At 61.1% G+C, this 12751-nt stretch carries 15 protein-coding genes; 2 read left to right on the forward strand and 13 right to left on the reverse strand.

What is annotated here, in order from left to right; translation table 11 throughout:
- Positions 1-113: 113 nt before the first annotated feature.
- Positions 114-539: an Hsp20 family protein gene (locus M0654_RS10015; RefSeq protein WP_248682966.1), complete on the forward strand. Its 426-nt coding sequence runs from the start codon at positions 114-116 to the stop codon at positions 537-539.
- Between the two features lie 43 nt (positions 540-582).
- The gene (locus tag M0654_RS10020) at positions 583-840 is read left to right on the forward strand and encodes a BQ00720 family protein (RefSeq protein WP_118848546.1); all 258 of its coding nucleotides are present in this window, start codon (positions 583-585) and stop codon (positions 838-840) included.
- Positions 841-846: 6 nt separating this feature from the next.
- On the opposite strand, the gene trmB is transcribed toward M0654_RS10020, so the two are convergent.
- The 13 genes from trmB to M0654_RS10085 all read right to left on the reverse strand — a co-directional run bounded on the left by trmB (position 847) and on the right by M0654_RS10085 (position 12654).
- Positions 847-1545 (reverse strand): tRNA (guanosine(46)-N7)-methyltransferase TrmB, encoded by a 699-nt coding sequence (gene trmB, locus M0654_RS10025; protein WP_248682967.1) that lies wholly within the window; start codon positions 1543-1545, stop codon positions 847-849.
- Positions 1546-1625: 80 nt separating this feature from the next.
- The gene (gene metK / locus M0654_RS10030) at positions 1626-2885 is read right to left on the reverse strand and encodes a methionine adenosyltransferase (protein WP_118848544.1); all 1260 of its coding nucleotides are present in this window, start codon (positions 2883-2885) and stop codon (positions 1626-1628) included.
- A 170-nt stretch (positions 2886-3055) separates the two neighbouring features.
- On the reverse strand, positions 3056-3475 hold the full coding sequence (locus tag M0654_RS10035) for a helix-turn-helix domain-containing protein (protein ID WP_118851397.1): 420 nt from the start codon (positions 3473-3475) through the stop codon (positions 3056-3058).
- A gap of 152 nt (positions 3476-3627) precedes the next feature.
- Positions 3628-5229 carry an apolipoprotein N-acyltransferase gene (lnt, locus tag M0654_RS10040; protein ID WP_248682968.1) on the reverse strand — a complete coding sequence of 534 codons (1602 nt, stop codon included), beginning with the start codon at positions 5227-5229 and terminating at the stop codon, positions 3628-3630.
- Between the two features lie 102 nt (positions 5230-5331).
- Entirely contained in the window at positions 5332-6528 is a 1197-nt protein-coding gene (locus M0654_RS10045; protein WP_248682969.1) for a hemolysin family protein, read from the reverse strand.
- Between the two features lie 9 nt (positions 6529-6537).
- Positions 6538-7047: an rRNA maturation RNase YbeY gene (gene ybeY / locus M0654_RS10050; protein ID WP_248682970.1), complete on the reverse strand. Its 510-nt coding sequence runs from the start codon at positions 7045-7047 to the stop codon at positions 6538-6540.
- An 18-nt stretch (positions 7048-7065) separates the two neighbouring features.
- Positions 7066-8118, reverse strand: coding sequence for a PhoH family protein (locus tag M0654_RS10055; protein ID WP_248682971.1), 1053 nt, complete (start codon positions 8116-8118; stop codon positions 7066-7068).
- 23 nt (positions 8119-8141) lie between these two features.
- The gene (gene miaB, locus M0654_RS10060) at positions 8142-9554 is read right to left on the reverse strand and encodes a tRNA (N6-isopentenyl adenosine(37)-C2)-methylthiotransferase MiaB (RefSeq protein WP_248682972.1); all 1413 of its coding nucleotides are present in this window, start codon (positions 9552-9554) and stop codon (positions 8142-8144) included.
- A gap of 43 nt (positions 9555-9597) precedes the next feature.
- Positions 9598-10401, reverse strand: a complete 804-nt coding sequence (locus M0654_RS10065; protein ID WP_248682973.1) for a lysophospholipid acyltransferase family protein — start codon at positions 10399-10401, stop codon at positions 9598-9600.
- On the reverse strand, positions 10398-10862 hold the full coding sequence (locus M0654_RS10070; RefSeq protein WP_248682974.1) for a Fur family transcriptional regulator: 465 nt from the start codon (positions 10860-10862) through the stop codon (positions 10398-10400). Before M0654_RS10070 ends, M0654_RS10065 begins: the two co-directional genes overlap by 4 nt.
- A gap of 38 nt (positions 10863-10900) precedes the next feature.
- Complete coding sequence (locus M0654_RS10075; RefSeq protein ID WP_248682975.1) at positions 10901-11395, reverse strand: GNAT family N-acetyltransferase; 495 nt, start codon at positions 11393-11395, stop codon at positions 10901-10903.
- Positions 11396-11400: 5 nt separating this feature from the next.
- Positions 11401-12066 (reverse strand): tRNA (adenosine(37)-N6)-threonylcarbamoyltransferase complex dimerization subunit type 1 TsaB, encoded by a 666-nt coding sequence (gene tsaB / locus M0654_RS10080; protein ID WP_248682976.1) that lies wholly within the window; start codon positions 12064-12066, stop codon positions 11401-11403.
- Between the two features lie 21 nt (positions 12067-12087).
- Positions 12088-12654 carry a NifU family protein gene (locus tag M0654_RS10085; RefSeq protein WP_118848535.1) on the reverse strand — a complete coding sequence of 189 codons (567 nt, stop codon included), beginning with the start codon at positions 12652-12654 and terminating at the stop codon, positions 12088-12090.
- Positions 12655-12751: the final 97 nt, after the last annotated feature.

Raw genomic sequence — 12751 nt, forward strand, 5'->3', positions numbered from 1 at the left:
GTCTTCACCTGCCTAGTGTTCTTGCGCGCGCGGCCGGATATCCCCATATAGAGTTACCAGTCGGCGCGCCGTTCGTGGGCACCGACATAGTCGCTTGTTTCAAGGACTGGACGATGACTCGAATGACGCCGTTCGCGAGCCCGCTTCTTCTGGGGTTCGACGCCATGGAAAAGACCCTCGAGCGCCTGGCAAAGGCGAATGATGGCTATCCTCCTTACAATATCGAACGCCTGGCGCCGCAGGACGGCGCTCCGGAGCGGCTGCGAATCACGCTCGCGGTTGCCGGTTTCTCTGAATCGGAGCTCGAGGTCACCACGGAGGAAACGCAGCTCATCATCCGTGGCCGCCAGCAGGAGCAAACCGAGCGGGAATATCTTTACCGTGGCATCGCAGCGCGCCAGTTCCAGCGGATTTTCGTGCTTGCCGATGGCATGCAGGTGTCCGGCGCCTGCTTGAGAAACGGTCTTCTTTCGATCGACCTCATTCGCCCCCAACCGGAACGCATGGTGCGAAAAATTAACATTTCCGTCTCAGAGTAGGTCAACGGCGCCAATGCCGTTGCATCCAAAACTGGAGGCTGGAATGCTGCTGAAAGAAGCGAATACGCGTTTGACGCAATCCGAACTGGCTCATCTCGGAACGGGGGAAGTTGGTTATATTCGCAAAATGCGGTCTGACGAAGTGTCCCGCTGTTTCCCCGAAGCGCCCGATGTCGATCCGACGCTTGATCTCTGGGCTCTGTTCGGTGCGGACGGCACCCCAATCCTCCTGACGGACAATCGCTCCAGCACCTTCTTCAAGGCTGCCGAAGACGACCTCAAGACAGTTACCGTACACTAAGTGCTTTCAGGCCTTCCTGAACGTCAGGTAGGCCGAAGAACGACCTTCCCGCCGGGCCTTGTTCTCGTATCGCGTACCCGGCCAGTTGGCGAAGGGCGTCAGCCAGTCCGATGACTGTGCAGCCTGCCATTCGAAGCCGCCATGGTCGCGGCAGTGCTGCAGCGTCCAGTTGACATAAGTGTCGATGTCGGACGCAAAGCAGAACAGGCCGCCCGGCTTCAGCACGCGGTGAAAGCGCTGCAGGTTGACCTGCGAAACAAAGCGCCGCTTCCAATGCTTCCGCTTCGGCCACGGATCCGGATACAGCAGGTCGATGTGATCGATCGAGCCCTCCGGCAGCCAGTCCAGCACCTGCGTGGCGTCGTCATCATAAACCCGCACATTGCGCAGCCCGACATCCTCAACCCGCGACAACAGCTTCGCCATGGAGTTGACGAAGGGCTCGACGCCGATGAAGCCCGTCTGGGGGTTCTCCTGCGCCCGGTGGACGAGATGCTCCCCTCCCCCGAAACCGATCTCCAGCCGCAACTGCTTCACCTCGTCCGGGAATAGCTCGGCGAGCGAAGCGGGTGCCGGCGACTGCAGGTCGAGCTTCAGCGCCGGCAGCAGCGACGCCATGCCTTCAGCCTGCCGCTCGCGAAGGGCCTTACCCTTGCGGCGTCCAAAAAAGGCTTCGGTAGCCCGGCTCGGGCGCTGTTCTGTCATGTCGGTCTCGTCTTAAAGCAAAAGCGGGTGCCAATGAGGCACCCGCTTTACAGTTGTCGGAAGCGGTTCGTAAAGGCCGATCAGGCGGCCTTCAGCGTTTCCTCTTTCAGGGCGTCCTTGAGCGGCTTCACCAGGTCGGTCTTTTCCCAGGAGAAGGAACCGTCGCGGCCGGCCTTGCGGCCGAAGTGACCATAAGCCGAGGTCTTGGCATAGATCGGCTTGTTGAGGTCGAGGTGGCGGCGGATGCCCGAGGGCGACAGGTCCATGACCTTGCGGATCGCGGCTTCGACCTGGTCTTCGCTCGTGCCGTTGCTGGTGCCGTGCAGGTCGACATAGATCGACAGCGGCTGGGCGATGCCGATCGCGTAGGAGAGCTGGATGGTGCAACGGTCGGCGAGGCCGGCGGCAACCACGTTCTTGGCAAGATAACGGGCGGCATAAGCGGCCGAGCGGTCTACCTTGGTCGTGTCCTTGCCGGAGAAGGCGCCGCCACCGTGTGGGGCCGCGCCACCGTAGGTGTCGACGATGATCTTGCGGCCGGTCAGGCCTGCGTCACCATCCGGGCCGCCAATGACGAACTTGCCGGTCGGGTTGATGTACCACTTGCAGTCCTTGTCGATCGGCAAGTCGCCGAGCGCCTCACGGATGTAGGGTTCAACAACCGCGCGGACCTTCTTGGAGTCCCAGCTTTCATCAAGATGCTGCGTGGACAGGACGATCGAGTCGACGCCCGCCGGCTTGCCGTCCACGTAACGCACGGTCACCTGGCTCTTGGCATCGGGACCGAGCTTGCCGGCATCGCCTTCGCCCTTCTTGCGGGCGGCAGCAAGCAGTTGCAGGATCTTGTGGGAGTAATAGATCGGTGCCGGCATGAGATCCGGCGTTTCCTTGCAGGCGTAACCGAACATGATGCCCTGGTCGCCCGCGCCTTCGTCACCCTGCTTGTCGGCAGCGCTGTCGACGCCCTGGGCGATATCGGCAGACTGCGAGTGCAGCAGCACGTCGATCTTCGCAGTCTTCCAATGGAAGCCGTCCTGCTCGTAACCAATGTCACGAATGGCCTTGCGCGCAGCGGACTTGAACTTCGACGGGTTGATGACGTCGTTGCCGTTCTTGTCCTTCTTCATCAGGCTCGGCGGAAGGCGAACTTCGCCGGCGATGACGACGCGGTTGGTGGTCGCGAGAGTTTCGCAGGCAATGCGCACAGTCCACGGATCAACGCCGGTCTTGGCAGCCTCGCGGTAAACGAGATCGACGATCTCATCGGAAATACGGTCACAAACCTTGTCGGGATGGCCTTCGGCAACCGACTCGCTGGTGAACAGGTAACTTGCGCGCATTACGGGATTCCCCTCAAAGAAATAGACGAGCTTGTTTAGTGCTTCGCCCCGTCAAAGACAAGCACACAACGACATAAATATATCTTTATGTCTACAAGTTAGCAATCTGGAACAGACGCGCAGGCATAAAAAAAGCGGCCCGCAGACCGCTTGATCGGTACTTGCGGCGCTTATTCCGCCTCTGCGTCAGCCGCCAATGCCTTGACCAGGTCGACCAGCCGGCGGCGCACCTTTGGATCAGCGATCTTCACGAAAGCGCGGTTGAGCTGCAAACCTTCGGAAGACGACAAGAAGTCGACCACATAGTTGGAGCTTGAGGCTTCCGCCATGCCGGCTGCAGCACCTGCCTGTTCGCCTGGCGCATCTTCGAAGAAGAACGAGACCGGCACGTTGAGGATGCTGGAAATGTTCTGCAGGCGGCTCGCACCAACGCGGTTGGTGCCCTTTTCGTATTTCTGGATCTGCTGGAAGGTGATGCCGAGGCTTTCGCCCAGCTTTTCCTGGCTCATGCCCAGCATGGTCCGGCGAAGGCGAATCCGGCTGCCGACGTGGATGTCTATCGGGTTCGGCTTCTTCTTGTTCTCAATCATCATGTTGTCCTGCGAAATTCTCTATTGTTTATGCTCACAACCCGGGTCTGCGTGTGGAGATACTTCGCGTGGTTGGGTCACAACAGGCTCAACGTAGGAAGCATGTGGCGCGACTAGAGGCTGAACCACTATGCATTTTTAGGGGTTTTTGGTCAATTCTCCCCGAAATTAAAACCCATGCGCGAAATCGCTGCAATCAAGAACGCTGCGCCGACGAGAAACCAGAAGTTATTCTGCCGAGAAAAGCTATCAGAGTGGGCCACACTTCCGCCCCTCCAAGTTGCATCTATCACACCTTTTTGATCAAATGCTAACCCGATCATAGTGCGACCAAATGGGTCTATGAGCGCGGAAATTCCGGTGTTGGCCCCGCGAATCATGAAGCGGCCGTTCTCTACGCTCCGGACGCGCGCCTGCTGGAAGTGCTGGTAGGGGCCAGGGGTTGCACCAAACCACCCGTCATTGGTGACGTTGAGCAGCGCGGACGTTCCTTCTATCTGTTCACCGATCTCGTCGGCGAAAATCGCCTCGTAACAGATCAGCGGATAGAAGCTCTGTCCGCTCGGCAACGTCAGCATCGTCTGCGAGGGGGCGGCGCTGAAGCCGCCCGGCATGGCGATGGCTTCCGGAATGCCGAGATTGCGCAGCAGGTCCTCGTAGGGGACATATTCGCCGAAGGGCACGAGATGCACCTTGTCGGACGCGGACACGATCTGGCCCTGGCTGTCGATGACATAGATCGAATTGTAGAAGCGTGGCGCCATTCCCGGCCCCGCCTCTTCCGAGCGCACGGCGCCGGTTACCAGCACCTGACCGTCCTCCAGTACATCGGCAATGCGCGCCAGCGCATCCGGGTTCTGCGTCAGGATGAAGGGAACGGAGGTTTCCGGCCAGACAATCATGTCAGGGCGCTTGCCACCTTCGTTCGGAGGCTGGGCGGAAAGGCTCAGGTGTTCTTCAAAGATCGCTGTGCGCTCGGCATCATCGAGTTTTCTCGCCTGGTCGATCAGCGGCTGGACGATGCGCACCGTCGTTTCCTCGCCCGGGATCTGCGCCAGCGCGGTATCGGCGCCGTTCAGCCGCCAGGCGCCATATCCGACGTGAGCCGCAAAGAGGAGCAGTGCGAGGCTCAAGCCTACCCGCATTCCCTTTTTAGTGCCAAGCAGCGCCGGCGCCGAGAAAACGAAGACGGCGAGCACTGTGACGCCGGAAATGCCGATCATCGCCGCCGACTGCATCATCAGCGGAACCGGCATGGCGCCATAACCGATCGCGTTCCAGGGAAAGCCGGTTGCGACGAAACCGCGCAGCCATTCGCCAATGCCAAAGCTGAAGGCGAGGGCAGCGAGCCTGCCCATGCCGTCCGACCAGAACAGCCGCGCCACGGCGGCGGATAGCCCATAGAAGATGGCGAGATAGGCCGGCAGGCCCAGCACAGCGAGCGGCAGCGCCCAGGCGAACTCATCCGCCTCTACCAGCAGGGCATTACCCAGCCACCACAGACCCGCCACGAAATAACCGAAGCCGAACAGCCAGCCGATCCAGAACGCAGAGCGGAACCGCCCGAACCAGCCGGAGTCAGGATCGCTGGTGATGCCGTCCAGCAGCCAGACGAGCAGCGTAAACGAGATGAAAAGCGTCGCGAAGAAGCCGAAGGGCGGCAGGGCGAGCGCGCCGATAGCACCTGCGAGAATGGCGATGGCCGCTCGAGGAAATCCCCAGAGAAGCATGATCCTGCCCGCCAGCCGCTCCATTGAATCCCCTTCCGCGCCCCGAATCACCGGGGGCAGTCTTCCAAAAATGCGCGGCGTTGTCGCGCGTCCAAACGACGCGCGAATTTTCAGCCCTTGCGGCGGCTAGTGGTTGGGGCGCTCGCCATCCTGGCCGGGTGGCGGCAGGAGGATCTGGGGCGTCTGGTCGGTAATGGCCATGTCGCCCTCACCCCGCGTTGCCCGGCGGCGGGCCAGGGCACGTTTGCGCATGATCCGGACGCGCTTGATGCGACGCGGATCGGCATCCAGGATCTGGAATTCAAAGCCAGGCACGGCCTGAACCACCTCGCCGCGGACCGGGATGCGGCCGAGTTCGGAGAAGATCAGTCCGCCGAGCGTATCGACGTCTTCGAGGCGCTCCTTGATGTCGAAGTCCGGGCCGATCGCCTTGGCGATCTCTTCCAGTTCGATGCGAGCATCGGCAACGAAGACGTCCTCGCTGGTACGCGAGAACATCACCTCGTCATTGTCGTGCTCGTCCTCGACGTCGCCGATCACCATCTCGACGATGTCCTCATGCGTGACGAGGCCGTCGGTGCCGCCGTATTCGTCGATAACCAGCGCAAGCTGTGTGCGCGCCGCCTGCATGCTCTGCATCAGGTCGGACGCCAGCATGGACGGCGGAACGAACAGGATCTTGCGGATGAGACCGGCCTCTTCAACCGTCTGCTCGAGATCAACGCGGCCAAGATCGAATGCCGGCCGCGGCATGCGAACCACCTTCTCGGACTTCTCGGTCTTCTCGTTGGCAAGCGGCATCGGCTGGGCGGCAGAAGCGCGCGATGTCGCGGCCCGTGCGCCGGTGCGCCGTTTGTTGCGGGCCTGTTTGGCAAGGTAGGACAGCAGGTCGCGGATATGGACCATGCCACGCGGGTCATCCAGCGTGTCGCTGTAGACCGGCATGCGCGAACGGCCGGTTTCTTCGAAATGGATCAGCAGTTCGCCGATCGTCATGTTCATGTCCACGGCTTCGATATCGGCACGCGGCACCATGATGTCTTCGACGCGGATTTCGCGGAAGCGCAGGATGTTGTGCAGCATCGCGCGTTCCTCAGGCGAGAAGGCGCTGCTGACATTGGTGTCTGCCATCAAGGCATCTGCCAGGTCTTCGCGAAGCTGTTCACCCTGCGAAGGCCGAAGCAACCTCAAGGCGCGCGACCAGAATGAATGGTGGGATTTGGAGGTTTGTTCCGGTCGTAAAGGACTATTTCCCTCGTCCGACGAGGAGGTGTCCGAACCATCTTTGCCCTCGCGGGCAACACTGCTCGACATATCGTTCATGAAACCATCTTACACTATCGGGTCTTGCCCTGCATAGGGGTCAGATAGGCCGAGCTTCGCCAAAATACGAGTCTCGAGCGCTTCCATTTCTTCCGCTTCGTCGGTTTCCATGTGGTCATAACCGAACAGATGCAGGAAACCATGGACGAGAAGATGGGTCAGATGTTCGTCAAAAGGCTTCTCAAGATCACCCGCTTCGCGCTCCACGGTCTCCCGCGCTACGACGATATCACCCAGCATCGGGCCTGGGTTGCCACCTGGCTCAAGCGGGAATGCCGGGAATGACAACACGTTGGTCGGCTTGTCCTTGCCGCGCCATTCCGCATTGATTTCGCGGATCGCTTCGTCGTTGGTAAAGACCAACGAGAGTTCGGGCGCCATCTTCGGGAAGGGTTGGTCCTCCTCGGCGGCGAGATAATCGGCTGCAGCAGCAAGAACTTTGGTCGCAAGCTCGGTGAGGCGGGCTTCATCCGCCCAGCCTTCGTCTTCGACGCTGATCTGGATATCAAGGTCCGGCATGGTAACGGTCGACCGCCTTTAGCGGTCGTCCTCGCTTTCCTCATGAACGGCATATTGCGCGTCATAGGCACGCACGATACGGCCGACCAACGGATGGCGCACGACGTCGACATCCTTGAACTGCACGACCGAGATGCCCTCGACGCCCTTCAGGATCTGCAGCGCTTCCACAAGACCCGACTTGACGCCCCGCGGCAGGTCCACCTGACTGGGGTCGCCGGTGACGATCATACGGGCGTTTTCGCCAAGACGCGTCAGAAACATCTTCATCTGCATCGAGGTGGTGTTCTGCGCCTCGTCGAGAACGACGGCGGCGTTCGACAGCGTGCGGCCACGCATGAAGGCAAGCGGTGCAATTTCGATCACGCCGGCGGTAATGGCGCGATCGACCTTGTCGGCGGGCATCATGTCGTAAAGTGCATCATAGAGCGGCCGGAGATAAGGGTCGACCTTCTCCTTCATGTCGCCGGGCAGGAAGCCCAGACGCTCGCCGGCTTCCACGGCGGGGCGGGACAGGATGATCCGGTCTACCGCGCCGCGTACCAAGAGAGCGGCTGCATGGGCGCAGGCGAGATAGGTCTTGCCCGTTCCGGCTGGGCCGACCCCGAAAACGAGTTCGGCCCGCTCCAGCGCGCGCATATAGGCGTCCTGCGTCGGCGTGCGGGCGACGATCGTCTTCTTCTTCGTCGAGATCTGGCTCATCGTGAGCTTTGCCTTCTTCTCCAGGGTGGGCAATTGAAGCTGGTCATCTGCCGCCTGGGCCATGCGGATGGCGCCTTCGACATCCGACGCCTCGACAGAGCCGCCCTTCTGGAGCCTTTCATAAAGAAAATCGAGCGCACGACGCGCCTGGTTGGTGGCCGTGACATCGCCGGAGATTGCGACGGAATTCCCACGCGGACGGGCATCGATGTGCAGCCGCTCCTCGATGAGCTTCAGATTCTGGTCGAATTGGCCAAAGAGTTCGCTTGCAAACCTGTTGTTCTCGAACGTCAGGACGAAATGATTGGCATCGGTCGCAGCGGATCGCGGTTGGCGCGCGGATGAAGAAACCGATTCACGTCCGTTCAAGTAGGCAAGCTCCCAACTGCAGTTCAGGCCCTCATTAAACGCTCTGCCGGTTCGGCAAACAAGCTGTTTGGGCCGGTTCCGATGATTCGTACCGGGATAATGTCACCGATTTGCGATGTTTTCGCATCAACATTGACCGACTGCAGCCACGGCGACCGACCAATGACCTGCCCCGGCATGCGACCCGGCTTTTCCAACAGCAGGTCGATGACTTTTCCAACGCAAGATTTGGCGAAGTCGGCCTGCTGTTTCAAGAGCAGCGCCTGCAATCTTTCTAGCCGCTCCGACTTTACGTCCTCGGGCACCTGATCACCCAGTTCAGCGCCGGGCGTGCCCGGGCGGGTTGAATACTTGAAGGAGTAGGCCGAGGCGTAGCCCACTTCCTCGACCAGGCGAAGCGTGTCTTCGAAGTCTGCATCGGTCTCCCCCGGAAAACCGACGATGAAATCACCCGACATGGCGATGTCTGGCCGGGCCGTGCGGATCCGCTCGATCAGGCGCAGATACTCGGCTGCCGTGTGGCGCCGGTTCATGGACTTCAGGATCCGGTCAGAGCCTGCCTGCACCGGCAGGTGGAGATACGGCATCAGGGATCGCAGGTCGCGATGCGCCTCTATCAGCTTGTCGTCCATGTCCCGCGGATGGCTGGTGGTGTAGCGCAGGCGCGCCAGACCCGGCACGTCCGCAAGCCGGTAAAGAAGGTCGCCGAGGCTCCATTCGCGGCCATCCGGTCCCTCAGAGCGCCAGGCGTTGACGTTCTGCCCGAGCAGGGTGATCTCGCGCACGCCAGCATCCACCAGGCGATGCGCCTCATCGAGGATCTGGGCGAGCGGCCGGGATACTTCCGAGCCACGCGTATAGGGCACGACGCAGAAGGTGCAGAACTTGTCGCAACCTTCCTGCACGGTCAGGAACGAGGTGACACCGCGGGCGCGAGTCGCAGCCTTCTCCGCCTTCGGCAGGTGCTCGAACTTGTCCTCGACGGCATATTCGGTGTCGACAACCCGCCGCCCGGTCCGCGCTGATTTCAGCGCCTGCGGCAAGCGGTGGTAGGTCTGCGGCCCGATGACGACGTCGACGGCCGGCTCGCGGCGGACGATTTCCTCGCCCTCGGCCTGCGCCACGCAGCCGGTCACGCCGATCATGAACTCGCGGCCTTCGGCAGCACGCGTCTTCTTCATCTCGCGCAGGCGTCCCAGCGCCGAATAAACCTTGTCGGCAGCCTTTTCGCGGATATGGCAGGTGTTGAGGAGCACGAGATCGGCGTCCGCCATCTCTTCCGTCGTCACATAACCTTCGCTCGCCAGCGCATCGCCCATGCGAACGGAGTCATAGACGTTCATCTGGCAACCATAGGTCTTGATGAAGACCTTGCGGCTGTTGGGACGCTGGGTAGCCTCTTCGGCCGGGACGGGAAGCGAGACGTGTTCGTTCATGGCGGCCTGCATACTCCAAGATGTCCCGGAAATGAAGCTTTTCCTAAAGCGCCTCGTAGCTGCGACCCCGCAGGTGATCGATCAGCATGCGGCGAATGCGCATCGTGACGGTCAGGCTGAGTTGCTTGCGGTTGTCACCGGTGCGGAATTCGACGGCCTCGCCGAAGGCCACGACGACATCGAGCGCTCCCTCCTTGAGCACGCCCATGAGATGCGGCACGAGCTCGATATCGCCCGGCCAGGCTGCGATCGGCCGATGGTAACGGCCCATGGCCATGCCATGCACGCGGGTGTAGGCAAGCGCTACCGGCTGGACATGCACGACACCATCCGGCGTATGCGGGACGGCTGCAGCAGCCGCGCCGAACAGCGACGACTTGATTTCCAGGAGCCGGTTACCGTCCGATGTCGTCCCTTCCGGGAACAGCACGACGATCTCGCCGGCCTTCATCCGCTCGGCGATCTCGTTGACCTGTTCGCCCGCTTTGCGCTTCTGCTCGCGCACCACAAAGATGCTCTTCTGCAGCTTGGCCAGCGTGCCAAAGATCGGCCAGTTCGCAACCTCCGCCTTGGCGATGTAGACGACATCGGCAACGGCGCCGAGAACAAGGATATCCTTCCAGGAAACGTGGTTGGAGGCGAGCATCAGCGGCCGGCGCCGGTCAAGCTCACCATATACACGGATGCGGATGCCAAGCAGGAAGCAGGCGGTTTTGTGCCAATAACGCGGGATGTAGCGGCGGATCTTCAGGTCAAAGGCAAGGCCGATCAACTGGAACGGCAGAAGAACCAGTGTGACGACCAGCAGCAGGACAACGATCAGCGCAATCCTGATCCAGGTGATCACTGATCATCCTTCGAAGACTTGGCGTCCTTGCCTTCGACATCGTCCTTGTCGAGCGGGATGCCGTAAAGCTCCAGCCTGTGACCGACGAGGCGGAAGCCATGCTCGCGCGCGATCCGCTCCTGCAGGGCCTCGATCTCGGCCGAGCGAAACTCGACTACGTTGCCGGAGCTGACATCGATCATGTGGTCGTGATGCTCTTCCGGCACGGTTTCGTAACGGGAGCGGCCGTCGCGGAAATCGTGCTTCTCGATGATGCCTTCGTCTTCGAAAAGCTTCACCGTGCGATAAACCGTCGAGATCGAAATACGCGGATCAACCTTTGAGGAGCGGCGATATAGCTCCTCAACATCCGGATGATCGTCAGAATCCTGGAGAATGCGCGCGATCACCCGGCGCTGGTCGGTCATTCGCATGCCTTTTTCGGCACACAGCTCCTCCAGGGTTTTGGAAAGCTCTGTCATGTCGTATCGGCCTCGAATATCGCGTATAAGGAATGGGACTAACGAAGAACGCGGCGCATGACAAGCGCGGAGGTCTTCTTGCCATCCGGACCTGCATAATATGCCGGGCGTTCTGCGACCTTCTGGAATCCCAACTTGGTGTAGAGATCCACTGCCGGCCGGTTCTGTGCCTCGACCTCCAGGAACATGCTCTCACCGCCGCGCGCGCCGGCTTCGCGCAACGCCGCCTGCATCAATCGCCAACCGAGCCCCTGTCGCCCGAACTTCTCGCTCACCGCAATCGTCAGGATCTCCGCCTCGCCTGCCGCCTCCCGCGACAACACGAAGCCGCCGAGCGGCCTTGAGAAAAAGGCATTGGTCTGGCGCGCGACGAAGCCGAAGACGCCTTCCTGCGTAAGGAGGCCCTGAAACTCCTCATCGCTCCACTGGCGCGGGAAACGCTGGCCGTGCAGTTCCGAGATATCCACGCAGTCGGCCAACTCCATCGGCACGACTTCGAAAAAAGGTTTCCAGCTGAGGTAGTCGTCAAACATCGTCGTCAGGCGCGGGCAAGCGCGAATCCGGTCTGCGGCTTCGCATCGGGACCACGAAGATACAACGGCTTCGGCCGCTGTCCATCCACCGTTTTTTGCGCACCGAGGCGTGCGACGGTGGGGATGTCGAACCTGTCGCGCCCTTCAAAAGCGTCCCGCAGCCTCTCTTCAGGCGACGTTGCCCAGGAGCCCGTCAATGCTGCACCGAGCTTCTCGGCGAGCGCGGATACTTCGTCTGGCGACAGAGCGGCGGGCTCCGTCAGCGGTTCGCCAGCGCTCGAGAATGCCTGGGTGTAGACCTCGTTGCGCTTGGCATCCATCGCCGCCAGGACGGGCTTGCCGGGATGGTCTGCGAGGTAGCGTTGGGCCAGCGTCTCCAACGCCGTGACGCCGACGCAGTCCACGCCGAGTGCCAGAGCAAGCCCTCGTGCGGCAGCAACGCCGACCCGGATGCCGGTAAAGGAGCCAGGCCCGATGACCACGGCCACCCGCTCGATGGATTGAAGGGCGAGACCGGCTTCTTCAAGCGCCTCGTCGATAACGGCCATCAGCCGCTCGGCGTGCCCCTTGCCGATTGCGTCCGTGACAGCCGACAGGACTTGCCCGTCGGCGCTGTCATAGAGCGCCGCCGAGCAATCCACACCGGCAGTATCGATAGCGAGGACGATCATGAAGCGAGCGGGCCCCGAGCCTCAGAGGGCTTCGACGGCCTGCACTTCCGGAACGAAATGCTTCAGGAGGTTCTGGACGCCGTGCTTCAGCGTCGCCGTCGACGACGGGCAACCGGAGCATGCGCCCTTCATGTTGAGGTAAACCGTGCCGTCGCGGAAGCCCTTGAAGGTGATATCGCCGCCATCCTGGGCAACCGCCGGACGCACGCGCGTTTCCAACAGTTCCTTGATGGTCGCGACCACGGTCACGTCGTCTTCGTTGAAGAACTCACCATCAACATCAAGATCTTCGGCAAGCGTCGAGGTGCCGCCCATGACCGGCTGGCCGGACATGAAATGCTCCATGATCGAACCGAGGATCGCCGGCTTCAGGTGCTGCCACTCGGCATTGTCCTTGGTGACCGTGATGAAGTCATAACCGAAATAGACGCCGGTGACGCCGCTGACAGCAAACAGGCGCGAGGCGAGCGGAGACGCTTCAGCCTCCTCGGCATTGCGGAAATCGGCGGTGCCGCGCTCCATCACCACCTTGCCCGGCAGGAACTTGAGGGTCGCCGGATTGGGCGTGGTTTCCGTCTGAATGAACATCTCGTTGCTCCCGGGACGAAACCGCCCCAATTTAGAATTCTTCAAAAGAAGATAAGCTTTCTCAGCTTATCGTTCAAGTGCGCTCGCGCGGCACCAA

It is taken from the genome of Neorhizobium turbinariae (genome assembly GCF_023223505.1).
GTDB lineage: Bacteria > Pseudomonadota > Alphaproteobacteria > Rhizobiales > Rhizobiaceae > Neorhizobium > Neorhizobium turbinariae.

Coding starts and splice junctions, on each gene's coding strand:
- M0654_RS10015 (WP_248682966.1), top strand. CDS start 114: ATGACTCGAATGACGCCGTTCGCGAGCCCGCTTCTTCTGGGGTTCGAC.
- M0654_RS10020 (WP_118848546.1), top strand. CDS start 583: ATGCTGCTGAAAGAAGCGAATACGCGTTTGACGCAATCCGAACTGGCT.
- trmB (WP_248682967.1), bottom strand. CDS start 1,545: ATGACAGAACAGCGCCCGAGCCGGGCTACCGAAGCCTTTTTTGGACGC.
- metK (WP_118848544.1), bottom strand. CDS start 2,885: ATGCGCGCAAGTTACCTGTTCACCAGCGAGTCGGTTGCCGAAGGCCAT.
- M0654_RS10035 (WP_118851397.1), bottom strand. CDS start 3,475: ATGATTGAGAACAAGAAGAAGCCGAACCCGATAGACATCCACGTCGGC.
- lnt (WP_248682968.1), bottom strand. CDS start 5,229: ATGGAGCGGCTGGCGGGCAGGATCATGCTTCTCTGGGGATTTCCTCGA.
- M0654_RS10045 (WP_248682969.1), bottom strand. CDS start 6,528: ATGAACGATATGTCGAGCAGTGTTGCCCGCGAGGGCAAAGATGGTTCG.
- ybeY (WP_248682970.1), bottom strand. CDS start 7,047: ATGCCGGACCTTGATATCCAGATCAGCGTCGAAGACGAAGGCTGGGCG.
- miaB (WP_248682972.1), bottom strand. CDS start 9,554: ATGAACGAACACGTCTCGCTTCCCGTCCCGGCCGAAGAGGCTACCCAG.
- M0654_RS10070 (WP_248682974.1), bottom strand. CDS start 10,862: ATGACAGAGCTTTCCAAAACCCTGGAGGAGCTGTGTGCCGAAAAAGGC.
- M0654_RS10075 (WP_248682975.1), bottom strand. CDS start 11,395: ATGTTTGACGACTACCTCAGCTGGAAACCTTTTTTCGAAGTCGTGCCG.
- tsaB (WP_248682976.1), bottom strand. CDS start 12,066: ATGATCGTCCTCGCTATCGATACTGCCGGTGTGGATTGCTCGGCGGCG.
- M0654_RS10085 (WP_118848535.1), bottom strand. CDS start 12,654: ATGTTCATTCAGACGGAAACCACGCCCAATCCGGCGACCCTCAAGTTC.